The organism is Dyella sp. KRB-257 (genome assembly GCF_049445995.1).
GTDB lineage: Bacteria > Pseudomonadota > Gammaproteobacteria > Xanthomonadales > Rhodanobacteraceae > Dyella_A.
On record NZ_JBMSDZ010000002.1, the window covers coordinates 107,041 to 130,842 of the forward strand.

A 23,802-nucleotide genomic window follows, 5' to 3' on the forward strand; every position below is an offset into this window, starting at 1 on the left:
AACGCCCGCACCCGGCCTCGTACAAAGGTCCGATGTGCCGCTGCCCGTACCGGCAGCGATCGATCCGGCGGTCGCCTGGGCGCGCGAGGCACGGTCGGCGCCCGCGATCTGTGTATTGACGGGAACCGATTACACATGTAAACATCAATTATCGATTACGCGCGTAAACGTGAGGCCGGAATGATCAGCGAAGCCGAAGCCGTCGTGATGCAAGTACTGTGGCGCGGCTCCCCGCGCAGCGCCGAGGAGATCCTCGCCGAGGTCGGCGAGGCCCAGCAGTGGCAGGAAGGCACGGTGAAATCCCTGCTCAACCGGCTCCTCAAGAAGAAGGCGGTGAAGGCCGAGCGCGACGGCCGCCGCTACCTCTACAGCCCGCTGCTGCCGCGCGAGAAATACGTGCACCAGACCAGCAAGAGCCTGCTCGATCGCCTGTTCGACGGCCGCGTGGCGCCGCTGGTGGCGCATTTTTCCGAGCAGCAGAAGCTGTCGAAGAAGGACATCGCCGAGCTGCGCCAGCTGCTCAGGGAGCTCGGCGATGACTAGCTTTGCATCCTTCACCGCGACGCTGCTCAGCCAAGCCTGGAGTGCGATGCTGGTATTTGTGGCGGCCGTCGCCATCGTGCTGGCGCTGCGCCTGCCGTGCCGGCGCCTGTTCGGTGTAGGGCGGGCTCTTCAACTGTGGTTACTGGTGCCGCTGATGCTGCTTACGGCGGCCTGGCCGCGCATGCCGGGCGCGACGGCATCGCGCCTGCCGCCCGTAGTCGTGCGCATCGTCACGACACCGGCGGCGCTCTCCGCACCGATAGCCGTCACGGCTTCGGTGGACTGGCGCACGCTGCTGCTGGCCGGTTGGGCCGCCGGCGTACTCATGATGCTGGCACGGGCGGCCGTGACACAGGCGCGCTTTCGCCGACAACTGGCGGGGGCTCGGCGAGTGGGGGACGAGAGCGACCGGTGGCCGGTGTGGCGCGCGGCGCGGCCGGATGTTGGCCCTGCGCTGGTAGGCCTTTTGCGGCCCAGGATCATCGTTCCCGCCAACTTCGATACGCACTATTCAACTGCCGAGCAGGTGCTGATCCTGGCGCATGAAGCCATGCACGCGCGCCGCCGCGATATCTGGCTGAGCCTGTTCGCGTTGCTGCTCGCAAGCGCGTTCTGGTTTCTGCCACTCAGCGGCTGGGTGCTGGTGCGCTTTCGTTACGACCAGGAGCTGGCCTGCGACGCCGCGGTCCTGCGTGAGCACCCCGCCGGAAAGCGCCAGTACGCCCAAGCGATGTTGAAAACCCAGTCGTCCCGGCTCGCCTTGCCGGTCGGCTGCCTCTGGTCATCCCGTCACCCGATCACGGAGCGTATCGCCATGCTGAAGCAAAACCCTCCCCGTCCCCTCCGTCGCCTCTATGGCCTGGCGGCGCTGGTCACCCTTGGTCTCGGCCTGGGCCAGTTGGTCTTTGCCGCCGGATCAGCCCGCTCCGTGGGGCAGCCTCCCGCCGATGATCTACCGGCGGGCGCCACCGCGGATGGGTACACGCTGCGCTTGGCGGTCAGTGCGGATGAGCGGCCGCTGCAGCCGCGCAGTACGGCCTGCTACCGCGCTGGCGAGTTTTATGCGCTCGACGAGCGGGTTGACGGCGACCTGCCGCCATGGCACGGCCGCATCACCGTAGTGCCGGCTGAGCATGGCCAGCTGGAGGTTCGCGCCGACTTGAGCGGTGGCTCGCTGGCCAAGCCGGTAGCACCGCGCATTCGCATGCAGCCGGGCCAGCCGGGCGGCATCCAGACTGGCGACACCGTGACCGACAAAGACGGTCGCTCCATCGATCGCACGCTCAAGTTGGAAGTCACTGCCTGGCCGGGCTGTGTGAAGCCTGCAGCGGCCGTCGCAAGCAGCAGCGTGCAGTTCCACTTCGCTACCAACTCGGCGCGGGCCGTGGTGCAGAGCATTGCGCAGCAGGCGGGGTTCACTATCGACAATCCGCAAAGCCTGGACGCCACCCAGCCGGTCGCCGGCAATTTCGAGGGCGTGCCGGCCCCTGAAGCGCTGCGGCTGGTCGGAAACCTGGTTGGCATGAAGCCGGTGTTCAACGGCAAGCAGGTGCGCTTCGAGCCGCAATGACGGCGGCAAAAGGGAGACGGCGGCATCGCTATACTCTCGCCGTCCCCGGGGAGTAGACGATCGTGATGCCGCCGCGCCTGCTGATGCTTCTTGCCGCCGCCAGTCTCTCGGCGGCGGTTCACGCGGTCGGCCCGGTGCTGGTAATCCATGCCGGCGCCGGCGTGCTGCGGCGTGACATGCCGCCGGCGCGCGAGAAGGCGATCCGCGCCGCGCTGACCCAGGCGCTGGAGGCGGGCTATGCCGAGCTCAAGGCGGGCAAGCCCTCGGTGGACGCGGTGACGGCATCGCTCACCGTGCTGGAGGACGATCCGCTGTTCAACGCCGGTCGTGGCTCGGTGTTCACCCACGACGGCACGCTGGAGATGGACGCGGCGATCATGGACGGCTATACGTTGCGCGCCGGTTCGGTGGCGGCGGTGTCGGATGTGAAGAATCCGATCCTGCTGGCACGCGCGGTGATGGAGCACACCCCGCACGTGATGCTGGTCGGCGCCGGCGCCGAGGCGTTCGCCCAGGCGCAGGGCATCGCACGCGAGAAGCCGGAGTACTTCCGCACCGAGGAGCGCTGGCAGCAGCTGCAGCAGGCGCTCAAGGAAGACGCCGCGGGCCGGCCGCATGCCGATGCGGATACCGCCAGGCATTTCGGCACGGTGGGCGCGGTGGCGCTGGATGTGTACGGTCACCTCGCCGCCGGCACCTCCACCGGCGGCATGAACGACAAGATGCCCGGCCGGGTCGGCGACTCGCCGATCATCGGCGCCGGCGCCTATGCCAATGCCGGTTGCGCCGTCTCCGGCACGGGTTGGGGCGAGTTCTACATGCGCACGGTGGCGGCACACGCGATCTGCACGCGGGTGACGCAGCTGCGCATGCCGATCGCACGGGCGGCGGCCGAAGTGATCAACCAGGAGATACCCGCCATGGGCGGCAGCGGCGGCGCGATCGCGCTGGATGACCGGGGCCACATCGCCATCCCGTTCAACACCGACGGCATGTTCCGCGGCTGGACCGACGCCAGCGGCAAGCCGCACGTGGCGATCTATGGCGACGAGGACGATGGCACCGGCGAGTTGCTGCCTGCGCCGGCACCGGACGACGCGGCGTCCGAGGACTGATCGGCGCGGATCAGTCGTCCCGGTCGGGACGCTCGCGCACCGGATGCTTGCTGAGCTTGCGCTGCAGCGTGCGGCGGTGCATCCCGAGCCGGCGCGCGGTTTCGGAGATGTTGCCGTCGCACTCGGTGAGCACGCGGTGGATGTGTTCCCACTCCAGCCGGCGCAGCGCCAGCGGGGCTTCCGGGGCATCCAGCACGTCATCGTCGTCGGCGTGCGGGCCGTCGCCGTCGGTAAGCGCACGGACCACCGCATCGGCATCCACCGGCTTGGCCAGGTAGTCGTGCGCGCCGCGCTTGATCGCCTCCACCGCCGTGGCGATCGAGGCGTAGCCAGTGAGCAGCAGGATGCGCATGTCCGGCACCAGGCGGTGCAGGTCGGGGATCAGGCGCAGGCCGTTCTCCTCGCCGAGCTTGAGATCCAGCACACAGTAGCGCGGCTGGTGACGGCGGGTGAGCGCACGGGCCTCGTCGGCGCTGACGGCATGGATCACCTCGAACCCGCGCGAGCCCAGCGCCCGGGCGAGGACGCGGCCAAAGGTGGCGTCGTCGTCGATGATGAGCAGGGGACGGGCAGACACGGGGGCGGTCGAGTCGGTCATTGCGGCATCCAGGGGAATCGGCTCGCCTATTGTCGCCGGGCAGCGCATCGCATGCACGCGCCGCGGGGTTTCATTCGGCGGAAATCGCCGACAGCGGCAGGCGGATGCTCACTTCGGCGCCTCCGGCCGTATTCACCACGGTCAGTTCGCCGTTCAGGCGTTCGGCGGTGGCTTCGGCCAGCGTGAGGCCGATGCCCAGGCCGCCCTGTTTCTGGCTCTGGCCGAGGACACTGCCGGGGCGTCCCGCCACGAAGCCCGGCCCCTGATCGCTCACCCGCAGTTCCAGCCAGCCGTGCTGATGGCGCACGCGCAGCGCCACCCGCTGCGAGCCGCGCGCAGCGGAGGCGTCGGCGGCGTTGTTGAGCAGGTTGATCAGCGCGTGCCGCATGCCGGGCGGACTGCGCAGCACGGTGTCGGCGGTGGCGGCGTCCAGTTCCAGTTCCAGCTCCGCTTCGGGGCGAAGCAGTTGGAAGCGCTCCAGGCAGCCGCGCACGAAGGCGCCCAGGCTCATCTGCTCGTCCGCCTGCGACAGCTGGGCCTTGCCGAAAGCCACCATCTCGCGAAGGATGCCGCGGCAGCGCTCCACCTGCTCCTGCAGCAGCGCCAGATCCTCGGCCAGCACGGTGTTGGCCGCGTGTTCGCGGCGCAGCTCCGGCAGCAGGGTGCGCATGGTCGACAGCGGCGTGTTGAGCTCGTGCGCGGCCCCCGCGGCCTGGGTGGCGATGGCGAGAATGCCTTCGTCACGCAATGCCCGCTCGCGCACGCGCTGCACTTCGCCCTGCTGCGCGCGCACCGCCGTGGCCAGCCGGTTGATGAAGAACCCCAGCAGCGCCGCGGTGATCACGAAGTTCACCGCCATGCCGATCACGTGCAGGGCGAATCCGGCCGGGCCTTCCATGATCGGCGGCAGCGGCACGTAGTGCACCAGCAGCGTCAGGTAGGCCAGCCCGGTGAGCGCGGAAACCACCAGCAACGCCGGCACCGTGAGCGCCGCCGCGCCCAGTGCGATCGGCATCAGCAGCAGTGTCACGAACGGGTTGGTGGCGCCGCCGGTGAAGTACAGCAGGCACCACAGCACGACGGTGTCCACCGCGATGTGGCCGATCGTCTCCCACTCGCGCACCGGCCACGGCTGGGTCAGCCGCCACGAGGCGAACGCGGCGAACACCGCGTGGAAGCCGATCGCCACCATCAGCGGCAGCACCGGCACGTCCATGCCCATCCACAGCGCGGCCACCAGCACCGCGCTGCTCTGCCCGGTGATCGCGCACAGGCGCAGCCACGCCAGCGTGCGGGTCAGGGCGGAGGGGGCGAAGCGCTGCGGCGAGGCGAAGTGCAGGGAGGTCATGGGGAGAAGGGTCGTCGAAGGGACGCGGGCGGGATCAGTGGATCGGGTTGTCGTAGCCCTCTTCACTGCGCGAGGCGGGGAACGGATCGTGGTGGGTGGCCACGTCGGAATGGCTGGCCGACAGCCTGCGCATCAGCGGCAGCATCGCCATGGCGATCAGCGTGCATGCCACGCCCGCAAAACCGAGCTGGTTGAAGAGCCTGGTGTAGATCGGCAGGGACACCAGCGGATCGGAAACGTCCCGCGGGATGCTCGCGAAGTTGGCCACTACGCTGCCCAGGTATTGCGAGATGCCGGAGGCCACGTAGTACGCCCCCATCATGAAGCCGCCCATGCGTGCGGGCACGTAGCGGGCGATCATCGCCAGGCCCAGGCCCGACACCAGCAGTTCGCCAAGCGAATAGAGACCATAGCCCCACACCATGTACCAGGATGAAATCTGGCCGTTCACGGCAGTGTGCGAGCCCAGTCCGTACATGAAATACCCCGCGGCCACTGCGCCGAATCCCCACGCAAACTTGGCGGCCACGGACGGATCCTTGCCGAGGCGGCCCAGTCCGTTGTACGCCCACACCAGAACGGGGCTCAGCGCCACGATCCAGATCGCGTTGAGCGACTGGAACTGCTCGGGGATCCAGTCGAAGAGATGCCATCCGAACAGGTTGAACGAGAGGTCCACGTTCTTCTGGGCAAAGAGATTCAGCGAGGTCGACATCTGCTGGTAGAAGATGAAGAAGAAGATGGTCTGCACGGTGAGCACCAGAGCCGCCACCAGGCCGGCGCGTTCGTTGCTCTCGCTGGATCGGATGAGGTGGATGAAGATGCCGAGGATCACCACGCCGGCGGCGTAGACGCATATGCGCGCGACGTTCTCGCTCTGCAGGATGAAGGCCGAGACGAAAACCATCGCCACCGCAGCCAACAGTACCCCGGCAGCCCGCTTCATCGACAGGCGGGTGCTGTCCGGCGGCGAGCCGATATGCGCCAGCGTGCGGTGCATCAGGGCATAGTTGGCCAGGCCCAGGAGCAGGCCGATCGCGCACACACCGAAGGCAGTGTGCCAGCCCCACACGGCGCCATAGCGGGCGCCCACGTGGTCGCGGATCCACGGCGTCAACAGCATCGAGGCGGTCGAGCCGATGTTGACCGCCATGTAGTAGATGGTGAAGGCGCTGTCGATCTTGGTGTCGTCGCCCTCGTAGATCTTGCGTACGAGGTTGCCGGCATTGGGCTTGAAGAAGCCGTTGCCGACGATGATCACGCCCAGCGAGACGTAAAGCAGATACTCGCTGTCCGAGGGGACCCACAACATGGCATAACCCAGTGCAAGCACCACCGCGCCGGTCAGCATGGTGCGGCGCGTGCCGATGAGCTTGTCGCCAACCCAGCCGCCGATGGCGGGCGTGGCGTAGATCAGCGCCGCCGCGGCGCCCCACACCAGATTGCCCTTGGTGTCGGCAAACCCGAGTTTCTTGATCATGTAGGTGACCATCAGCACCTGCATGCCGTAGAAGCCGAAGCGCTCCCACATTTCGATGAGGAAGACCGTGCTGAAGGAGCGCGTCCGGGAGACGGGCGGGTTTTGGAGGACCATGTTGTTTCCAGGCAGGTTCGAGCCGCGGCAGCGCGCGCGGCGGTGCCCCCGAGTGGGCCCGTCGACGGGCCACAACCGCCGAAGCGTACCCGATCCGGTTTGTGCACGTCGTTGCGCCGTGCCATGGCGACCGCTCCGATGCAGACGCTCGCGGCGGCGCCGGCGGACCATTCGTGGAGCCGGGCGCTATGGCATCATCCGCCGGTGGATCCATGCGCGAACCAGCGCCCCGAGGTTGCCAGCGGGCGAGCTGCCTGGCGGACTTTCATCACAGGAGACAGCGCCCCATGCCCGGCAGCGGATTTCGCGGCAACCCCCGTCAGCTGTGGAACGCCTTCCTCTGGTCGATGAAAGGGCTGCAGGCCGGCTGGCGCCACGAGGCCTCGTTCCGGCTGGAGGCGATGCTCGCCGTGGTGCTGGTGCCGCTGGGCCTGTGGCTGGGCCACGGCGCGCTGGAAAAGATCGCCCTGGTGCTGCCGGCGGTGCTGGTGCTCTCCGGCGAACTGCTCAACTCGGCCATCGAGGCGGTGGTGGACAAGGTCAGCCCCGAGTTCCACGAGCTGGCCGGCCGCGCCAAGGACATGGGGTCGGCGGCGGTATTCCTGCTGCTGGTGTTCACCATGCTGTGCTGGGGCCTGATCCTGGTGCCGCGCTGGATTTAGTATCGGGCACTCGTGCAGAGTGTCCGTGAGTATCGTCATCCGTTCCGTCGAGGGAGTGATTGCCATGAAATTCGTGCGTGCCTGCGTGCTCCTGCTGCTGGTGGCCGGCCTGTCCGGCTGCGGCTACAACGCGATCCAGCGCCAGGACGAGGCGGTGAAGGCGTCGTGGTCGGAGGTACTCAACCAGTACCAGCGGCGCGCCGACCTGGTGCCCAACCTGGTCAACACCGTGAAGGGCTATGCCCAGCACGAGGAGAAGGTGTTCACCGAAGTGACCGAGGCGCGCGCCAAGGTCGGCTCGATCCAGGTCGACGCCAACACCGTCAACGATCCGCAGAAGCTGGCGCAGTTCCAGGCGGCACAGGGCCAGCTGGGCAGTGCGCTGTCGCGGCTGATGGTGGTCAGCGAGAACTATCCCCAGCTCAAGGCCGACGGCCTGTTCCAGAACCTGCAGGCCCAGTTGGAAGGCACCGAGAACCGGGTCACCGTGGCGCGCAATCGCTACGTGCAGGCGGTGCAGGCATACAACTCGATGATCCGCACCTTCCCCAACAACCTCACCGCCAGGATATTCGGCTACAAGGTGAAGCCGAACTTCAGCGTGGAGAACGAGCAGGCCATCTCCACCGCGCCGAAGGTCGACTTCGGCACGAGTGCTCCGGCCGCACCCGCCTCGGCGCATTGAGATGATGCAACGCCTGTCGCGCCTGTCGCGCCTGTTGCTGCTGGTGGTGGCGCTGGCCTGGATGGCACCGGCGTGGGCCGTGGATGTGCCGGCGTTGACGCGGCACGTCACCGATCTCACCGGCACGCTGACCGCGCAACAGGTCGATGCGCTCGACGCCAGGCTGGTGGCGCTGGAACAGCGCAAGGGCGCGCAGCTGGTGGTGTTGATGGTGCCCACCACCGGCGACCGGGACATCGAGAGCTACTCGCTGGCGGTGGCCGAGGCCAACAGGATCGGTCGCAAGGGCACCGACGACGGCATCCTGCTGCTGATCGCCAAGGACGACCGCCGCGACCGCATCGAGGTCGGGTACGGCCTGGAGGGCGCGGTGCCCGATGCGGCCACGGCGCGGATCCGGCGCGAGTTCATCGAGCCGCGCTTCAGGCAGGGCGACTTCTACGGCGGCATCGACGCCGGCGTGGAGGCACTGATCACCTTGATCGACGGTGAATCGCTGCCACCGCCAGAGCCACGGCGTCGCGAGGGGCGTGGGCTGGACTTCGGCCATGCGCTGATGATCGCCGTGTTCGTGGCGATCTTCCTGCGCAACCTGTTCGGACGAGTTCCGCTCCTGCTGCGCACGCCGCTGGGTGCCGGCCTCACGGGCGGACTGATGTGGCTGCTTGCCGCCGCGGCCGGCGCCGGCATCACCGGAGCGATCATCGGTGCCGTCATCATGCTGCTGCCCGGCGGCGGCGGTCGATCGATCGGCGGCGGTGGCTGGGGCGGTTGGGGCGGCCTGGGTGGCGGTGGGTTCGGTGGCGGCGGATTCGGCGGGGGCAGCGGCGGCGGATTCGGTGGCGGTGGCTTCAGTGGGGGCGGTGGCAGCTTCGGCGGCGGCGGCTCCTCGGGGAGGTGGTGATGGAACGGCTGCAGCGCCTGGCAGTGAACCTCTTCGGCGGCTGGTTCCGGCTGCGCCGATGCTTTCCGCCGGAACTGCTCGATGCGCTGGCCCGGGCGATCAGCGAGGGCGAGCGGCGGCATCTCGGCGAGCTGCGCTTTGCGGTGGAGTCGCGGCTGTCTCCCGGCGCCGTCTGGGCCGGACTGAGCGCCCGCCAGCGCGCGCACCAGGTATTCGCCCAGCTCGGCGTATGGGACACCGAACACAACACCGGCGTGCTGATCTACGTACTGCTCGCCGAGCGGCGCATCGAGATCGTGGCCGATCGCGGCCTGGCCTCGCGGGTGGGTCCGGACGCCTGGGCGCGGATCTGCGCCCGCATGCAGCAGGATTTTTCCGCCGGCCGCTGGCGCGAGGGAAGCCTGGCCGGCATCGCCGCCGTGCACGCGCTGGCCGAGGCGCACTTTCCGGGCGGCGGCCTGGACAATCCGGATGAATTGCCCGATCGCCCGGTACTGCTCTGATGCGCGTGTGATTGCATGTCGCCCGCCGGTACACTGGCGCTCTTTGTCCGACGCGCCGCCATGTCCGTTCCCTTCGTCGTCCAGTTCGACCCCGTTGCCTTCAAGCTCGGCCCGCTGCAGGTGCACTGGTACGGGTTGATGTACCTGCTGGGCTTTGCGCTGGTGGCCGTTCTTGGCGAGTACCGGCGCCGGCGCGGGCGGCTGCCGGTGAGCCGCGATGCGCTGGGCGACCTGTTCTTCTACGGGATGATGGGCGTGATCGTGGGCGGGCGCGTCTGGTACATGCTGTTCTACTACGCCGGCGGCATCGGCTGGATCTGGCATGAGCCGCTGGCATTGTTCAAGGTATGGGACGGCGGCATGAGCTTCCACGGCGGCCTGCTCGGCGTGGTGCTGGCCGGCTGGTGGTGGTCGCGGCGCCATCGGCTGCATCCGTTCGACACGATCGATTTCGTGGCGCCGCTGGTACCGCTGGGCCTGGGCCTGGGACGGCTGGGCAACTTCATCAACGGCGAGCTGTGGGGCAAGCCCACCGATCTGCCGTGGGCGATGATCTTCCCGGGCTCGCGCGACGAGGACATCGCGCTGGCGTCGGGTCATCCCGACCTGTCGCAGCGGCTGCAGCAGTTCGGCGGCCTGCCGCGGCACCCTTCGCAGCTGTACGAGCTGGCGCTGGAAGGCGTGGCGATGTTCGCGGTGCTGTGGCTGGTGTCGCTCAAGCCGCGGCCGCGCTACCTGATCTCGGGGCTGTTCGCGCTGATGTATGGGTGCTTCCGCTTTGCGGTCGAGTTCGTGCGGGTGCCCGATGCGCAGCTGGGCTATCTCGCCTGGGGCTGGCTGACCATGGGGCAGGTGCAGTCGATTCCGCTGATCGCGGTGGGATTGGTGCTGATCGCGATCTCGCGGCGCGCGCCGGTGCTGCCGCTCGCCGCATGACAGGCCGCATGACAGAAAGCCACGATGCAGCGGAGTGACTGATTGAGGCCCCTCCCACAGGGGTAGCTTGGCTGCGGGTCTTGTGGGAGCGACTTCAGTCGCGACTTGGTGGCTTGGGGCGAGAGGCTGTCGGGGCTGAAGCCCTCCCATTGGGTTCTGCACGCCCGGTTTTGCAGTCAGAAATTGCGGTCGCCGCCCAGGATGTCGCCCAGCCCGCCAAGGATCGAGCCCTCGCCGCGCCGCTGGCCGCCGCCCTGCGGCGCCGCCGCCAGCATGCGTCCGGCCATGCGCGAGAACGGCAGCGACTGCAGCCACACCGTGCCCGGGCCGGTCAGCGTGGCCAGGAACATGCCCTCGCCGCCGAAGAACATGCTCTTGATGCCACCCACCGGCTTCACGTCCATGCTCACCGTGTCGTGGAAGGCGACCACGCAGCCGGTGTCCACGTCCAGCCGCTCGCCGGCCTTGAGCTCGCGCTGCACCACGGTGCCGCCGGCGTGCACGAACACCCAGCCGTCGCCTTCGAGTTTCTGCATGATGAAGCCCTCGCCGCCGAACAGGCCGGTGAGGATCCTGCGCTGGAAGAAGATGCCCAACTGCACGCCGCGCGCGCCGGCGAGGAACGAATCCTTCTGGCAGATCAGCCGGCCACCGTGCTCGGACAGCTTCATCGCCATCACCGTGCCGGGGTAGGGTGCGGCGAACGCCACCCTGGCCTTGCCGCCGCCGGTGTGGGTGAACACCGTGGTGAACAGGCTCTCGCCGGTGATCACGCGCTTGCCAGCCGACAGCAGCCTGTCCATCAGGCCGCCGCCCTGGCTCGCGGTCGAGCCGTCGCCGAACACGGTGTCCATCTGCACCGCCGATTCCTTGTACATCAGGGCGCCGGCCTCGGCGATCGCGCTCTCGCCCGGGTCCAGCTCGATCTCGACAAACTGCATGTCGGTGCCGACGATGCGGTAGTCGACCTCGTCGGCCGAGCTGCCGCGCGCGGGCGGCGCCGGTGGCGGGGCCATCGCGGCCGACCCGCCCAGTTCGGCGACCGAGCGGATCGGCTGCCACTCGGTGAACCCCTCGCGCCAGCAGTAGCCGTCGGGCTGGCGCCGGGCCTGTTCGCGCGCCTGGGCATCGTCGAGCGGACCGACGCGGTCGGTGTTGTTGCCGTAGCTGAAATACCATTGAGCCATGTCCATGCCTCCTGGAGAAAGACCGGGAGTCTAGGCCGGAACGCCCGCCCCGTGCGCCAACGTTCGCTCCCTCCCCCCGTGTAGGAGCGCACCCTGTGCGCGAACGCTTTTCGTCACGTGGGGGGGGAAAGCGTGTCGCGCACAGGGTGCGCTCCGGATCGCGCCTGTAGGAGGCCACCTTGTGGCCGACCGGCGCACCACCCGGTACGCCGGGTGGACCGTCGCGCACAGGGTGCGCTCCTACCCATTACCATGACCGGATGCGCGCCTACCTCGACCTGCTTGCCCACGTGCTGGAGCACGGCACCGAAAAATCCGACCGCACCGGCACCGGCACGCGCAGCGTGTTCGGCTGGCAGATGCGCTTCGACCTGCGCGAAGGGTTTCCGCTGGTCACCACCAAGAAGCTGCACCTCAAGTCGATCGTGCACGAACTGATCTGGTTCCTGCGCGGCGACACCAACATCGCCTACCTCAAGGAGCACGGCGTCAGCATCTGGGACGAGTGGTCCGACGCGAACGGCGACCTCGGGCCGGTCTACGGCGCGCAGTGGCGCAGCTGGCCGACGGCCGACGGCGGGGCGGTGGACCAGATCCGCTGGGTGGTCGACGAGATCCGCCGCAACCCCGATTCGCGCCGGCTGATCGTCAGCGCGTGGAACGTGGGCGAGCTGCCGAAGATGGCGCTGATGCCGTGCCACACGATGTTCCAGTTCTACGTGGCGGACGGCCGCCTGAGCTGCCAGCTGTACCAGCGCTCGGGCGACATCTTCCTCGGCGTGCCGTTCAACATCGCCAGCTACGCGCTGCTCACCCACATGGTGGCGCAGGTGTGCGGCCTGCAGGTGGGCGATTTCGTGCACACGCTGGGCGACGCCCACCTGTACAACAACCACGTCGAGCAGGCGAAGCTGCAGCTCACGCGCGAGCCGCTGCCGCTGCCGCGCCTGAAGCTCAACCCGGACGTGCGCTCGATCTTCGATTTCCGCTACGAGGACATCGCGATCGAGGGCTACCGGTCGCATCCGGCGATCAAGGCGCCGGTGGCCGTCTGACGGGATCGCTCCCGGCATCCTGCAGCATCTTGCGGATGCCCGCGCCGCCGCCGCGCGCTACCATGGCAGGGTTGAGAGGCGCGGTTCGACGCGCCACGTCGCCCCTTCAGGTCCAAGGATTGCCATGGCTGTTTCGCTGATTGCCGCCCTCGATGAAAACTTCGCCATCGGCCGCAAAGGCCAGCTGCCCTGGCACCTGCCGGACGACCTGCGCTGGTTCAAGGAGCTCACGCTCGGCAAGTATGTGCTGATGGGCTACAACACCGCCGTGGCGATCGGCAAGCCGCTGCCGGGGCGCACCAATCTCGTGCTGTCCAGGCGCCACGAGGCGCCGTTTGCCGGGCAGACCACGGTGCGCTCGATCGAAGAGGCGCGGGCGCGCGCTGGCGGCACCGGCCTGATGGTGATCGGCGGCGGGCAGGTCTACGCCGCGGCGCTGCCGGAGGCGCAGCGGCTGTATCTGACGTGGGTGAATGCGGCGGTGGACGGCGTCGACGCGTTCTTCCCCGGCGTGCATTTCAGCGAATGGACCGAGGTTTCGCGCACCCACCACAAGGCGGACGCCGAGCACGCCTACGACTTCGACATGGTCGAGTACATCCGCAACCACTGATGTCCGTGGCGTCCTCGCCCCTGCACGTGATGGCCGGCGTGTTGCGCCGTCACGACGGACAGGTGCTGATCACCGAGCGTCCCGCCGGCAAGCATCTGGCCGGGCTGTGGGAGTTCCCGGGAGGCAAGCTGGAGCCCGGCGAGACGCCGCTCGACGGCTTGCGGCGTGAACTGGCCGAGGAACTGGGCATCACGGTCGGGCGCGCCGAACCCTGGCTGGTGCTGCCGTGGCAGTACGACGCGCTGGAGCTGCGGCTGGATACCTGGCGCGTGCTGGGCTGGCACGGCGAGCCGCACGCCCGGGAAGGGCAGCGGCTGGACTGGATCGATCCGCGCACGCTTGCGCCCGATCGCCTCGCGCCCGCCGACCGGGAACTGCTGCGACGCTGGCTGGCCGACTGATCCAGCCCGCCTACCGCCTCCATCAACCGCCGGAGTTCATCCCCACCCGGGATCGAGTCCGGGCAGGCTCAGTGCGCGACCTACAGACGCAATGCCGTGTAGGAGCGCACCCTGTGCGCGACCTACGGAAGACGCGATGCCGTGCAGGAGCTCACCCCCCGATCAAGTCGAGGGCAGGCTCTGTGCGCGACCGATGAGCCTGCCCGCCCATGATGGCGCTGGTGACCGCCGGGGTCGCTGGGGCCTTTACGCTGTGGTCGCGCACAGGGTGCGCTCCTACAAAACGTTTCCGTTGTGCATCGGACGGGGGCGTGTTCGCGCACAGGGTGCGCTCCTACAGACCCGATGCCGTGCAGGAGCGCACCCTGTGCGCGACCTACAGACGCGATGACGTGTAGGAGCTCACCCCCCGATCAAGTCGAGGGCAGGCCCTGTGAGCGACCGATGCGCCTCGGATGCGCCCTCTGCCTACGTCGCAGCGGGTGCCCTTCCCCTACCGTCACGACGTCCCTTGGTCGATGGTCGATACATGACCGTTCTCGACCCGCCAGGCCATCGCGCGCTGCGCAAAGGTCGCGTATCCATTCCCGGCCAGGCCTACCTGCTCACGACCGTCACTGAACTTCGTACCCCATGGTTTCTCGATCCCGACTTGGCCAGACCGGCGTGCCGGCAGATGATCGATCCCGCCACGTGGGGTGATGCCACACCGCTCTGCTGGATCTTCATGCCGGATCACTGGCACGGATTGATCGAGCTGGGCGACCGTGACGACCTTGCATGCGTGATGAACCGGTTCAAGGCGCTCGTCAGCAAACGTATTCGCGAGGTCGCACCGCAGACGCGCCTGTGGTCGCATGGGTTTCACGACCGGGCGTTGCGGCGGCAGGACGACGTTCGAGCGGTCGCCCGCTACGTCATCGCCAACCCCGTGCGGGCGGGATTGGTGGCGCGGGTGGGGGATTATCCGTATTGGGACTGCGCGTGGATGTAGACAGGGTTTTCGAGCGTGGGCAGGCTTGCGCTTCGGAGGGGGGAGGTCGCGCACAGGGTGCGCTCCTACACACCACCACGTTTGTAGGAGCGCACCCCCCGATCAAGTCGAGGGCAGGCTCTGTGCGCGACCGGTTCAAGCCCCCACGTTTGTAGGAGCGCACCCTGTGCGCGACCGGTTTCAAGCCATCGCGCCCGCAGGAGCGCGACCGGTTCCGGGGCGATCCGGCCCACGCGGCGCCACTAGCGGCCGGCCTGGGCGGAGGCCGCCAGCGCCCGGTACCGTGCGTCCAGCGTGGCCACCTGCGCGGCCACTGCATCCAGCGCGCCGCTGTTGTCGATCACGTCGTCGGCAATCGCCAGTCGCTCGCTGCGTGAGGCCTGGCTGGCGAGCATGCGCCGGGCCAGCGTCTCGTCCACGCCGTCGCGGGCGATCAGGCGGCGGATCTGCTCGGCTTCCGGCACGTCCACCACCAGCACCCGGTCGACCCAGCGGTAGTGCGCCAGGTTTTCCACCAGCAGGGGGATCGCCAGCAGGCAGTAGGGGCCCGGGTCCGCATCGGCGCGATCGCGCAGCCACTGGCGCACCCGCGGATGCACGATGGCCTCCAGGGTATGGCGGGCATCGTGGTCGGCGAAAATGCGCCGCCGCATCGCCGGCCGGTCCAGCCGCCCATCGCTGCCCAGCACTTCCTTGCCGAAGGCCTCGACGATGCTGGCCAGCCCCTGCGTGCCCGGTTCGATCACTTCCCGCGCGGCGGTGTCCGCGTCGTACACGCGAATGCCGAGCGCCTCGAAGCACCGGGTCACCGCGCTCTTGCCGGCGGCCACGCCGCCCGTCAACGCAATCACATAACGCGCCATCGTGTGGACCTCAGCGCAGTCCGGTGAAGTGCAGGTAGGCGTCGAGCATCCGGTCGCCGGCCACGAACCACACCCAGCCCGCGGCCGCGATGAACGGGCCGAACGGCATCGGCACGTCGCGCTCGTGGCGCTTGAGCGCCATCATCGTGCCGCCCACCAGGGCGCCGATCAGCGACGACAGCAGTACCACCGGCAGCAGGCAGCTCAGCCCCATCCAGGCACCCAGCGCGGCGAGCAGCTTGAAGTCGCCATGCCCCATGCCCTCCTTGCCGGTGAGCAGCTTGAACGCCCAGTACACGCTCCACAGGCTCAGATAGCCGATGGCCGCGGCCAGGATGGCCGCCGACGGCGACACCCACAGCGGCTTGAGCGACAGCAACAGGCCGAGCCACAGCAGCGGATAGACCAGCTGGTCGGGCAGCAGCTGGGTGCGGAAGTCGATGCCGGACAGTGCGATCAGCATCCAGGTGAACAGCAGTCCCGCCGCGGCCGTCCAGCCGATGCCGAAGCGCCACACGATGGCGGCGCTGCACAGCCCGCTCAGCAACTCCACCAGCGGGTACTGGATCGATATCGACGCGTTGCAGTAGCGGCAGCGCCCCTTCAGCAGCAGCCAGCCGAGCAGCGGAATGTTGTCGTGGGCGGCCAGCCGATGCCTGCAGTGCGGGCAGTGCGAGGGCTCGCGCACGATGCCCGGCGGAAGCTCGATCGGATCGGCCTGCAGATCCAGCACGTCGTGGGCTTCCCTGCGCCACATCGCCTCCAGCCGGGCAGGCAGGCGCAGGATCACCACGTTGAGGAAGCTGCCCACCAGCAGCCCCAGCACGGCAGCAACACCGATCCAGATCGACAGAGGAAGTTCGGACATGCACGTTCCCGCAGCACAAAACAAAAAGCCCCCCTCCCGGCGGGAGAGGGGCTCGGAGTCGCGAATCTACACCGTTGCAGCCAGCTTGAAGATCGGCAGGTACAGCGACACCACCATGCCGCCCACCAGCACGCCCAGGATCACCATGATCAGCGGTTCGAGCAGGGTGGACAGCGTGTCGACCGCGTTGTTGACCTCCTCCTCGTAGAACTCCGCCACCTTGAACAGCATGTTGTCCAGCGCGCCGGATTCCTCGCCGATGGCGGTCATCTGCACCACCATGTTCGGAAACAGGCCGGTCTGGCGCATCGCCAACTGCAACTGGTGGCCGACGGCGATGTCATCCCGCATCAGTCGAACGGCATCGCCGTAGACGATGCTGCCCGTCGCCCCGGCTACCGCATCCAGTGCCTCAACCAATGGCACGCCAGCGCGGAACGTGACACCCAGGGTACGTGCGAAGCGGGCGATCGCAGACTGCCGCAGGATGTTGCCGATCACGGGAAGCTTGAGCATCACCCGATCGAGGAAATGGGCGAACTTCTGCGAGCGCTTCTTCGCCATCACCAGCGCCACAATGCCGCCGATGATGCCGCCAAGTACAACCCACCAGTACTTCTGCATGAATTCAGACGCGCTGATCACGATCTGGGTTGGGGCGGGCAGCTCTGCGCCTGCATCATGGAAGGTCGTGGCGAACACTGGCACCACGAAAAGCAACATGATCGTGCTCACCAGCAATGCCACGGCCAGCACCATCACCGGATAGAACAAGGCCTTCTTGATCTTGCTCTTGATGCCCTCCATCCGCTCCTTGTAGGTGGCGACGGTGTCCAGCACGGTGTCGAGCACACCGGCCGACTCACCGGCGCGCACCAGGTTGCGGTAGAGCTCATCGAACTGCACCGGATACTTGGCCAGCGCCTCATGGAGCGAGGCGCCACCCTCGATACCCTGCTTCACGTCCACCAGCATGTTCTTGAAGCGGACGTTCTTCTGGCCGTCGGCGATGATCTCGAACGATTGCACCATGGGCACGCCAGACGCCATCATGGTAGCGATCTGGCGACTGAAGATCGCCACGTCGCGGGGCTTCACCGTACTGCCCGCCGAGCCGAACAATGGTTTGGCTCGCTCGCGCACCTTCTGCGGGTTCATGCCTTGACGGCGCAGTTCGGCCTTGACCAGCGAGGCATTCTTCGCCGGCATATCCCCCTTCATGAGTTTGCCGCGCTTGTCGAGCGCCACCCACTCGTACACCGTCGTCTGGCTGACCTGCGCGCGCTGGGCGCCCAAGTCGCGTGCGTTTTTTGCCGCTGCAGTAGCCGTGGCCATGTGCTCCCCCTCAATCCTGCCCCGGACCGGCCTGAGGCCGGTCGAACCTCGCCAGCTTATTGCATTTCCAGCGCCAGAATCCGTGGCACGAGCCGCAGGTCCGCTGTGTCCGGGACCACGGATCGGGCGCCGCCATCAATCCTTCGTCACGCGATCGATCTCGGTCAGGCTGGTCAAGCCCTGCTTCACCTTGCGCAGGGCCGAGGCGCGCAGATCGTCGATGCCCGCCGCCTTGGCTGCTTCGGCGATCTGCAGGGCATTGCCGCCCTTGAGAATGATCTTCTGGATCTCCTCCAGCATCGGCATCACCTGGTAGATGCCCAGGCGGCCCTTGTAACCCTCGTTGCAGCTGTCGCAGCCGACTGCTTCGTATACGGTCAGCCCCTCGTCGATGTCCTGCTGCGTGAAGCCGGCGGCCAGCAGGGTCTCCGGCGGCAGTTCGATCGGCTTCTTGCAGTCGTGCAGGCGGCGGGCCAGGCGCTGCGCCACGATCAGGGTGACCGACGAGGTGATGTTGTAGGGCGCGATGCCCATGTTCATCAGGCGCGCGATGGTCTGCGAGGCGTCGTTGGTGTGCAGGGTGGACAGCACCATGTGGCCGGTCTGCGCGGCCTTGATCGCGATCTCGGCGGTTTCCAGGTCGCGGATTTCGCCGACCATGATCACGTCCGGATCCTGGCGCAGGAACGAGCGCAGTGCGGCGGCGAAGGTCATGCCGCGCTTCACGTTCTGCTGCACCTGGTTGATGCCTTCCACGCGGATTTCCACCGGGTCTTCCACGGTGGAGATGTTGCGCTCGGCGGTGTTGAGCATGTTGAGCGCGGTATACAACGACACCGTCTTGCCCGAACCGGTGGGGCCGGTGACCAGCACCATGCCGTAGGGCTTGTGGATGGCGTCCACGTAGAGCTTCTGCTGCTCCGGCTCGTAGCCGAGCTTCTCGATGCCGATCCTGGCGGCCGAGCCGTCCAGGATACGCAGCACGATCTTCTCGCCGAACAGCGTGGGCAGCGTGCTCACGCGAAAGTCGACCGCACGGCTCTTGGACAGGTTGAGCTTGATGCGGCCGTCCTGCGGCACGCGCTTCTCGGCGATGTCCAACTGGGCCATCACCTTCAGTCGCGAGGAGATGCGGCTGGCCAGCTTCATCGGCGGGCTGGCCACCGCGCGCAGCATGCCGTCCATGCGGAAGCGCACGCGGTACTGGGTCTCGAACGGTTCGAAGTGGATGTCCGAGGCGCCGCGGCGGATGGCGTCGACCAGCACCTTGTTGACGAACTTGACCACCGGGGCATCGTCGCCACCGGTGGCATCGATGCCGCTGGATTCAGCCTCCTCCTCGCCGCCGCTGGTTTCCAGCTCCAGGTTGTCCAGCTCGCTGCCGCCCATGTCCGAGATCGTGTTGCCGGCGGCGGCAAGCGCGGTCTCGATCACCCGCTGCAGCTGGCTGCGCTCGACCAGGATGGGTTCCACCATGCAGTTGGAGTGGAACTTGATCTCGTCCAGCGCGTGCGACTGCATGGGATCGGCAATGCCCACGTACAGCCGCTTGCCGCGGCGGAACAGCGGCAGCGCGCGGTGCTTGGTGATCAGCGCCTCGCTGATCAGGTTCAGCGGCATGCCGGACGGCGCCAGCGCCGACACGTCCATCATCGGCATGCCGAATTCCACCGACGCCACCTGGGTGAAGCGCGTGCTGTCGACCATCTGGTGGTCGAGCAGCCACGAGGCGAGCGTGACCTTGGCCTGGGTCGACTCGGTGACGGCCTTGCGCACCTCGGCCTCGGGTACCACGCCCTCGGACACCAGTCGACGGGCCATGCCCGATAGCCCGGCAAGCGACGCCGGCTGCACTTGAGATGCCATGGTGAAACCTGCTCCAGCCCGCTGATTGGCGGGGAATTTACCCCACTCTACCAGCGCGGTCATCCGCTGCAAGCGCCATCGGGCGAGGCGTTGCGGATAGGCTGGGCGGGTCCTGCCGGATGGCGCCGATCACAGCGTAAGGGCCGGCTTGCGCGCTATGATCCCGGGCCAGACTCGGGGGAGCCCGCCGTTGAATCCAAGCATCATCCTGCCCGCCAAGAACGAGGCGGTTGCGCTGGCCCAGTTGCTGCCGTCGCTGCGCCAGCGCCACCCCGAGGCCGAGATCATCGTGGTGGACGACGGCTCCACCGATGACACCGCCGGGGTCTGTGCGCAGGCCGGGGTGATCCGGCTGGGTTCGCCGTACTCCATGGGTAACGGCGCCGCGATCAAGCGCGGCGCGCGTGCGGCCAGCGGCGACGTGCTGGTGTTCATGGATGGCGACGGCCAGCACGATCCGGCCGACGTGGCCCGCCTGCTGGCCCGGCTGGACGAGGGCTACGACATGGTGGTCGGCGCCCGCGCCTGGGAGGGCCAGGCCGGCGTCGGCCGCGGCATGGCCAACACCTTCTACAACTGGCTGGCCACCCGCATGACCGGGCACCCGGTGGCCGACCTCACCTCCGGCTTCCGCGCCGTGCGGGCGGACAAGTTCCGCGAGTTCCTGCACCTGCTGCCCAATGGCTTCAGCTACCCCACCACCAGTACCATGGCGTTTTTCCGCAGCGCTTACGCGGTAGCCTACGAGCCTATCCACGTGGCGCAGCGCGACGGCACCACTAGCCACATCCGGCCGCTGCGCGACGGTCTGCGCTTTTTGCTGATCATCTTCAAGATCGCCACACTTTACTCGCCGCTCAAGCTGTTCGTGCCGGTGAGCTTTGCCTTTTTTGTACTGGGCTGTAGCAACTACCTTTGGACCTTCCTGCAGTCTGGGCGCCTCACAAACGGAAGCACGTTGCTGTGGAGTGCGGCGGTGATCATATTTCTGATCGGCCTAGTGTCAGAGCAGATCACGGCATTGATATATCGGGCGCAATGAGCAAGTCAAGGCGTCCACGTGTTCTGCTGGTTACTCGCAATCTTCCACCTCTAGTGGGGGGGATGGAGAGGCTGAACTGGCATATGGCCGATGAGTTGTCACGCCACGCCGATGTGCGGGTCGTCGCACCTACAGGCGCGGCGGCGAGTGCCCCAGCGTCACTAATAGTTTACGAGGTGCCTCTCAATCCGCTTTGGAAATTCCTGGTCAAGGCGCAGTGGGTTGCTTGGCGGGTGGCGCGAACGTGGAAGGCTGACGTTGTTCTCGCAGGTAGCGGCCTGACCGCTCCGGCGGTTTGGCTTGCCTCGCGTGGATCTGATGCCCTGTCGGCGGCGTATGTGCATGGGCTGGACCTTGCTGCGCACCACCCGGTTTACCGTTGTCTGTGGCGTCCTGCATTGCGACATATGAATTGCGTAATCGCTAACAGCCGCTCCACGGCAGCGTTGGCACAAGACATCGGCATTGAGCAGAGGCGCATTGGCATCGTAAATCCTGGGGTCGATTTGCCGATCGATCCGACTTCATCTAAGTGCGAGACCTTGGAGGTCGGCAAATATGAGGGAGTGCCGAAAGACGATCGCGTGCAGATGGACCGGTTGGAATTTCGGAAGAATTACCAACTCGGAAACCGACCAGTCTTGCTCTCGGTTGGCCGCTTATCCACTCGCAAAGGATTGCGTGAATTCGTGGAGCGGGCATTACCACGCATTGCTGCCGTTTACCCGGACGTGCTGCTCCTGGTGGTGGGCGATGAGCCGAAAGATGCACTAGGTGCACAAGCGCAATCACGCGAAAGCATCCAAGCGGTTGCTGAGCTGTCTGATCTAGGGGCGAACCTGAGATTCTTGGGCACAATCACCGACTATCAAGTGCTCGGGTCGATTTATCTCGCAGCTGACGTGCACGTGTTTCCGGTGCGCGATATTAGGGGGGATCCGGAGGGGTTCGGGATGGTGGCAGTAGAGGCGGCCGCTCATGGATTGCCTACAGTGGCCTTCAGTACGGGTGGCATTGTGGATGCGGTCGCTGAGGGGAAGTCGGGCCACCTGGTCAAAAGCGGGGACTATCTTGGCTTCGCCCAATCGGTGTTAAGGACGCTTAGCGAATCAGAAGCGTTGAGGGATAGTTGCCAGGTTTTTGCGCAGAAATTTGCTTGGAGTGAGTTCGGTCGAGAAATAAGTGGATTGCTAGGGGTTGTTGATCCGGATTTAGATTCTCCTGAGAACGTCGCATGATCACCAGTATGCCTGAGCGACGGCCCCACGCCGTGTTAGACGCGGCCTCTCGTAGTGCCAAAGCGCTCAAGATTGAGCGGCTGCTGAATCTTGTTAATCGACCACAGCCTCTGCGTTTATTGGAAATTGGCACAGGATCTGGAGGCATTGCGCAATATTTTGCAGATCATGATTCCATGCGATGCGAGGTTGTCGCCGTGGATGTTGTAGACAATAGGAGTGTGAGCGATGGTTACGAGTTTCACTTGGTGAAGGGAGTGGCGTTACCCTTTGCTGATGCGAATTTCGATGTCGTTATCAGTAATCATGTTATTGAGCATGTAGGGGATGTCAGTGCGCAGGCACAGCACTTATCCGAAATCCGCCGCGTGATGAAGCAGGACGGCGTCGGCTACTTAGCCGTACCCAATCGCTGGATGCTTACTGAGCCTCACTACCGCTTGATGTTCCTGAGCTGGTTACCCGAGGCATGGCGGACGCCCTATTTGCGAGCAATGCATCGGGGTGAAAACTACGATTGCGTACCGCTTACGGTGCCTCATTTGGAAAGGCTTTTGGGTAACGCCGGATTCAAACACCGCAATCTCAGCGTCGAGGCATTGCGAGCCACATTCGAGATCGAACGGCCATACACCCCCGGTGCGAGGCTGCTTCGCGCCCTGCCGGATACCCCTTTGCGGATGCTGCGCCGGCTCATTCCGACCCTGATCTATGAATTGCACCGGCCAGACAATGGCGCGCCGGGGCGCGGCTGATGTCGGTCCGTTTGCCTGAATTCGGGGACGTGAAGCTGCCCCATCACCCCGACGGTACCGGCTTGGTCACGGTCACCGTTACCTACAATCCGGATCCGGAAATACTGGCCCGGCAGCAACAGCTGCTTCCGCCAGTTGCATTGAAGGTCCTCGTGGACAATGGCTCCACGCCCGAGTTGCGGGAGCGGATCGCTGGTATCGCGGCCAGGCACGGTGCGGTGCTTGTTCAGAACGACGTCAATGTCGGTCTGGCGGCGGCCCTGAATCAGGGCGCCCGGCATGCGCGTACCCTACTTCCATCCAGCCGATTTCTTCTCTTGCTGGATCAGGACAGCGAGCCGGACGACGGAGCGGTAGAGCGCCTGGTCGCGCGCTACGCGGAGATTGAAGCGCTGGCAGGAACGGCGTGTTGCATCGGTCCTCGCCTGATTGACGTGCAGACGAACCTCGAGCACGGATTTCACCAGCAGCAGGGCTGGCTCTGGATCCGGCGTTATCCCGCATCGACCAGCCGGGAGCCACTGGCCGTGGCGAATCTCAACGGAAGTGGCACGCTGATGCCGTTTTTCCTGTTCGAGGCACTCGGCGGGTTGGAGGAGGAGTTGTTCATCGATCACGTCGATACGGAGTGGGCGTTCCGCGTCCGCGCTGCAGGCCATGGCCTCTATGCCGTGCCCGACGTGTCGTTCCGCCACCGCATGGGCGACCGAAGTTTGCGGTTCTGGTTGTTCGGCTGGAGGGTATGGCCGGAGCGCTCACCGCAGCGGCACTACTACCTGTTTCGAAACACAATGCGACTGATGCGTCGGCCATACGTTCCACGTGTGTGGAAAGCATGGGCGCTACTAAAATCGGCGCTGACCCTTCTGACGCACCTGGTGTTTGATCCAGCACGCGCGGCGCAACTGCGAAATATGCTTGCCGGTGTCAGGGATGGGTTGCGACGAGAGAATTGAGGACGGACTGGCTCGTGACCCTATAGGCGTTTCGGCGCCGGCTTGTCACCGCCGAGCGGCCCCGGCTGATCATGTGAAGGCGACCGAATGTCCGCAGATGACTATCCATTGATCACCACGATCATTCCGACCTGCAGACGTCCGGAATTGCTCCGGCGCGCGGTATTGAGT

At 66.4% G+C, this 23,802-nt stretch carries 24 protein-coding genes; 16 read left to right on the plus strand and 8 right to left on the minus strand.

Features of this window, described 5'->3' with window-relative positions:
• Positions 1-180: 180 nt before the first annotated feature.
• The 3 genes from ACO2Q2_RS01955 to ACO2Q2_RS01965 all read left to right on the plus strand — a co-directional run bounded on the left by ACO2Q2_RS01955 (position 181) and on the right by ACO2Q2_RS01965 (position 3,228).
• Entirely contained in the window at positions 181-543 is a 363-nt protein-coding gene (locus tag ACO2Q2_RS01955; RefSeq protein ID WP_423254090.1) for a BlaI/MecI/CopY family transcriptional regulator, read from the plus strand.
• Positions 536-2,113, plus strand: coding sequence for a M56 family metallopeptidase (locus ACO2Q2_RS01960; protein WP_423254091.1), 1,578 nt, complete (start codon positions 536-538; stop codon positions 2,111-2,113). The genes ACO2Q2_RS01955 and ACO2Q2_RS01960 overlap by 8 nt, the downstream gene beginning before the upstream one ends.
• 65 nt (positions 2,114-2,178) lie before the next feature.
• Positions 2,179-3,228, plus strand: coding sequence for an isoaspartyl peptidase/L-asparaginase family protein (locus ACO2Q2_RS01965; protein ID WP_423254240.1), 1,050 nt, complete (start codon positions 2,179-2,181; stop codon positions 3,226-3,228).
• A 10-nt stretch (positions 3,229-3,238) separates the two neighbouring features.
• On the opposite strand, the gene ACO2Q2_RS01970 is transcribed toward ACO2Q2_RS01965, so the two are convergent.
• The 3 genes from ACO2Q2_RS01970 to ACO2Q2_RS01980 form a co-directional block, all read right to left on the minus strand.
• Positions 3,239-3,826, minus strand: coding sequence for a response regulator transcription factor (locus ACO2Q2_RS01970; protein ID WP_423254092.1), 588 nt, complete (start codon positions 3,824-3,826; stop codon positions 3,239-3,241).
• Positions 3,827-3,896: 70 nt separating this feature from the next.
• Entirely contained in the window at positions 3,897-5,174 is a 1,278-nt protein-coding gene (locus ACO2Q2_RS01975; RefSeq protein WP_423254093.1) for an ATP-binding protein, read from the minus strand.
• A gap of 34 nt (positions 5,175-5,208) precedes the next feature.
• Positions 5,209-6,768 carry a peptide MFS transporter gene (locus tag ACO2Q2_RS01980; protein ID WP_423254094.1) on the minus strand — a complete coding sequence of 520 codons (1,560 nt, stop codon included), beginning with the start codon at positions 6,766-6,768 and terminating at the stop codon, positions 5,209-5,211.
• Positions 6,769-7,055: 287 nt separating this feature from the next.
• On the opposite strand from ACO2Q2_RS01980, the gene ACO2Q2_RS01985 reads away from it, so the two are divergent.
• The 5 genes from ACO2Q2_RS01985 (at position 7,056) to lgt (ending at position 10,458) form a co-directional block, all read left to right on the plus strand.
• Positions 7,056-7,430 (plus strand): diacylglycerol kinase, encoded by a 375-nt coding sequence (locus ACO2Q2_RS01985; RefSeq protein WP_423254095.1) that lies wholly within the window; start codon positions 7,056-7,058, stop codon positions 7,428-7,430.
• A 64-nt stretch (positions 7,431-7,494) separates the two neighbouring features.
• Positions 7,495-8,115, plus strand: a complete 621-nt coding sequence (locus ACO2Q2_RS01990) for a LemA family protein (protein WP_423254096.1) — start codon at positions 7,495-7,497, stop codon at positions 8,113-8,115.
• 4 nt (positions 8,116-8,119) lie between these two features.
• A complete protein-coding gene (locus ACO2Q2_RS01995; protein WP_423254241.1) occupies positions 8,120-9,019 on the plus strand; it encodes a TPM domain-containing protein in 900 nt (299 codons plus the stop codon).
• Complete coding sequence (locus tag ACO2Q2_RS02000) at positions 9,019-9,522, plus strand: TPM domain-containing protein (protein WP_423254097.1); 504 nt, start codon at positions 9,019-9,021, stop codon at positions 9,520-9,522. The genes ACO2Q2_RS01995 and ACO2Q2_RS02000 overlap by 1 nt, the downstream gene beginning before the upstream one ends.
• 60 nt (positions 9,523-9,582) lie before the next feature.
• Positions 9,583-10,458 (plus strand): prolipoprotein diacylglyceryl transferase, encoded by an 876-nt coding sequence (lgt, locus tag ACO2Q2_RS02005; protein WP_423254098.1) that lies wholly within the window; start codon positions 9,583-9,585, stop codon positions 10,456-10,458.
• 176 nt (positions 10,459-10,634) lie between these two features.
• Here the strand turns inward: lgt and ACO2Q2_RS02010 are convergent, their stop codons facing one another.
• Positions 10,635-11,645: a TIGR00266 family protein gene (locus tag ACO2Q2_RS02010; protein WP_423254099.1), complete on the minus strand. Its 1,011-nt coding sequence runs from the start codon at positions 11,643-11,645 to the stop codon at positions 10,635-10,637.
• 260 nt (positions 11,646-11,905) lie between these two features.
• On the opposite strand from ACO2Q2_RS02010, the gene ACO2Q2_RS02015 reads away from it, so the two are divergent.
• From ACO2Q2_RS02015 to ACO2Q2_RS02030, 4 genes are all read left to right on the plus strand, one after another.
• Positions 11,906-12,700 carry a thymidylate synthase gene (locus ACO2Q2_RS02015; RefSeq protein ID WP_423254100.1) on the plus strand — a complete coding sequence of 265 codons (795 nt, stop codon included), beginning with the start codon at positions 11,906-11,908 and terminating at the stop codon, positions 12,698-12,700.
• A gap of 124 nt (positions 12,701-12,824) precedes the next feature.
• Positions 12,825-13,313, plus strand: coding sequence for a dihydrofolate reductase (locus ACO2Q2_RS02020; protein WP_423254101.1), 489 nt, complete (start codon positions 12,825-12,827; stop codon positions 13,311-13,313).
• Positions 13,313-13,714 (plus strand): 8-oxo-dGTP diphosphatase MutT, encoded by a 402-nt coding sequence (gene mutT / locus ACO2Q2_RS02025; protein ID WP_423254102.1) that lies wholly within the window; start codon positions 13,313-13,315, stop codon positions 13,712-13,714. The genes ACO2Q2_RS02020 and mutT overlap by 1 nt, the downstream gene beginning before the upstream one ends.
• Before the next feature lie 529 nt (positions 13,715-14,243).
• On the plus strand, positions 14,244-14,708 hold the full coding sequence (locus tag ACO2Q2_RS02030) for an REP-associated tyrosine transposase (RefSeq protein WP_423254103.1): 465 nt from the start codon (positions 14,244-14,246) through the stop codon (positions 14,706-14,708).
• 242 nt (positions 14,709-14,950) lie between these two features.
• On the opposite strand, the gene coaE is transcribed toward ACO2Q2_RS02030, so the two are convergent.
• The 4 genes from coaE to pilB all read right to left on the minus strand — a co-directional run bounded on the left by coaE (position 14,951) and on the right by pilB (position 19,640).
• Positions 14,951-15,571, minus strand: a complete 621-nt coding sequence (coaE, locus tag ACO2Q2_RS02035; RefSeq protein WP_423254104.1) for a dephospho-CoA kinase — start codon at positions 15,569-15,571, stop codon at positions 14,951-14,953.
• Positions 15,572-15,581: 10 nt separating this feature from the next.
• A complete protein-coding gene (locus ACO2Q2_RS02040) occupies positions 15,582-16,439 on the minus strand; it encodes a prepilin peptidase (protein ID WP_423254105.1) in 858 nt (285 codons plus the stop codon).
• Between the two features lie 66 nt (positions 16,440-16,505).
• Positions 16,506-17,774 carry a type II secretion system F family protein gene (locus ACO2Q2_RS02045; protein ID WP_423254106.1) on the minus strand — a complete coding sequence of 423 codons (1,269 nt, stop codon included), beginning with the start codon at positions 17,772-17,774 and terminating at the stop codon, positions 16,506-16,508.
• Between the two features lie 135 nt (positions 17,775-17,909).
• Entirely contained in the window at positions 17,910-19,640 is a 1,731-nt protein-coding gene (gene pilB, locus ACO2Q2_RS02050; RefSeq protein ID WP_423254107.1) for a type IV-A pilus assembly ATPase PilB, read from the minus strand.
• Positions 19,641-19,830: 190 nt separating this feature from the next.
• Here pilB and ACO2Q2_RS02055 point away from each other — a divergent pair, with 190 nt between their 5' ends.
• The 4 genes from ACO2Q2_RS02055 to ACO2Q2_RS02070 are packed head-to-tail and all read left to right on the plus strand — an operon-like array spanning position 19,831 to position 23,631.
• The gene (locus ACO2Q2_RS02055) at positions 19,831-20,682 is read left to right on the plus strand and encodes a glycosyltransferase family 2 protein (protein WP_423254108.1); all 852 of its coding nucleotides are present in this window, start codon (positions 19,831-19,833) and stop codon (positions 20,680-20,682) included.
• Entirely contained in the window at positions 20,679-21,920 is a 1,242-nt protein-coding gene (locus tag ACO2Q2_RS02060; RefSeq protein ID WP_423254109.1) for a glycosyltransferase family 4 protein, read from the plus strand. Before ACO2Q2_RS02055 ends, ACO2Q2_RS02060 begins: the two co-directional genes overlap by 4 nt.
• On the plus strand, positions 21,917-22,675 hold the full coding sequence (locus ACO2Q2_RS02065; protein WP_423254110.1) for a methyltransferase domain-containing protein: 759 nt from the start codon (positions 21,917-21,919) through the stop codon (positions 22,673-22,675). The genes ACO2Q2_RS02060 and ACO2Q2_RS02065 overlap by 4 nt, the downstream gene beginning before the upstream one ends.
• Positions 22,675-23,631, plus strand: coding sequence for a glycosyltransferase (locus tag ACO2Q2_RS02070; RefSeq protein WP_423254111.1), 957 nt, complete (start codon positions 22,675-22,677; stop codon positions 23,629-23,631). The genes ACO2Q2_RS02065 and ACO2Q2_RS02070 overlap by 1 nt, the downstream gene beginning before the upstream one ends.
• Positions 23,632-23,802 lie beyond the last annotated feature (171 nt).

Excerpts from the sequence above, each read along its gene's own strand:
- ACO2Q2_RS01955 (WP_423254090.1), top strand. The coding sequence starts at position 181 with ATGATCAGCGAAGCCGAAGCCGTCGTGATGCAAGTACTGTGGCGCGGC.
- ACO2Q2_RS01960 (WP_423254091.1), top strand. The coding sequence starts at position 536 with ATGACTAGCTTTGCATCCTTCACCGCGACGCTGCTCAGCCAAGCCTGG.
- ACO2Q2_RS01965 (WP_423254240.1), top strand. The coding sequence starts at position 2,179 with ATGCCGCCGCGCCTGCTGATGCTTCTTGCCGCCGCCAGTCTCTCGGCG.
- ACO2Q2_RS01970 (WP_423254092.1), bottom strand. The coding sequence starts at position 3,826 with ATGACCGACTCGACCGCCCCCGTGTCTGCCCGTCCCCTGCTCATCATC.
- ACO2Q2_RS01975 (WP_423254093.1), bottom strand. The coding sequence starts at position 5,174 with ATGACCTCCCTGCACTTCGCCTCGCCGCAGCGCTTCGCCCCCTCCGCC.
- ACO2Q2_RS01980 (WP_423254094.1), bottom strand. The coding sequence starts at position 6,768 with ATGGTCCTCCAAAACCCGCCCGTCTCCCGGACGCGCTCCTTCAGCACG.
- ACO2Q2_RS01985 (WP_423254095.1), top strand. The coding sequence starts at position 7,056 with ATGCCCGGCAGCGGATTTCGCGGCAACCCCCGTCAGCTGTGGAACGCC.
- ACO2Q2_RS01990 (WP_423254096.1), top strand. The coding sequence starts at position 7,495 with ATGAAATTCGTGCGTGCCTGCGTGCTCCTGCTGCTGGTGGCCGGCCTG.
- ACO2Q2_RS01995 (WP_423254241.1), top strand. The coding sequence starts at position 8,120 with ATGCAACGCCTGTCGCGCCTGTCGCGCCTGTTGCTGCTGGTGGTGGCG.
- ACO2Q2_RS02000 (WP_423254097.1), top strand. The coding sequence starts at position 9,019 with ATGGAACGGCTGCAGCGCCTGGCAGTGAACCTCTTCGGCGGCTGGTTC.
- lgt (WP_423254098.1), top strand. The coding sequence starts at position 9,583 with ATGTCCGTTCCCTTCGTCGTCCAGTTCGACCCCGTTGCCTTCAAGCTC.
- ACO2Q2_RS02010 (WP_423254099.1), bottom strand. The coding sequence starts at position 11,645 with ATGGCTCAATGGTATTTCAGCTACGGCAACAACACCGACCGCGTCGGT.
- ACO2Q2_RS02015 (WP_423254100.1), top strand. The coding sequence starts at position 11,906 with ATGCGCGCCTACCTCGACCTGCTTGCCCACGTGCTGGAGCACGGCACC.
- ACO2Q2_RS02020 (WP_423254101.1), top strand. The coding sequence starts at position 12,825 with ATGGCTGTTTCGCTGATTGCCGCCCTCGATGAAAACTTCGCCATCGGC.
- mutT (WP_423254102.1), top strand. The coding sequence starts at position 13,313 with ATGTCCGTGGCGTCCTCGCCCCTGCACGTGATGGCCGGCGTGTTGCGC.
- ACO2Q2_RS02030 (WP_423254103.1), top strand. The coding sequence starts at position 14,244 with ATGACCGTTCTCGACCCGCCAGGCCATCGCGCGCTGCGCAAAGGTCGC.
- coaE (WP_423254104.1), bottom strand. The coding sequence starts at position 15,571 with ATGGCGCGTTATGTGATTGCGTTGACGGGCGGCGTGGCCGCCGGCAAG.
- ACO2Q2_RS02040 (WP_423254105.1), bottom strand. The coding sequence starts at position 16,439 with ATGTCCGAACTTCCTCTGTCGATCTGGATCGGTGTTGCTGCCGTGCTG.
- ACO2Q2_RS02045 (WP_423254106.1), bottom strand. The coding sequence starts at position 17,774 with ATGGCCACGGCTACTGCAGCGGCAAAAAACGCACGCGACTTGGGCGCC.
- pilB (WP_423254107.1), bottom strand. The coding sequence starts at position 19,640 with ATGGCATCTCAAGTGCAGCCGGCGTCGCTTGCCGGGCTATCGGGCATG.
- ACO2Q2_RS02060 (WP_423254109.1), top strand. The coding sequence starts at position 20,679 with ATGAGCAAGTCAAGGCGTCCACGTGTTCTGCTGGTTACTCGCAATCTT.
- ACO2Q2_RS02065 (WP_423254110.1), top strand. The coding sequence starts at position 21,917 with ATGATCACCAGTATGCCTGAGCGACGGCCCCACGCCGTGTTAGACGCG.
- ACO2Q2_RS02070 (WP_423254111.1), top strand. The coding sequence starts at position 22,675 with ATGTCGGTCCGTTTGCCTGAATTCGGGGACGTGAAGCTGCCCCATCAC.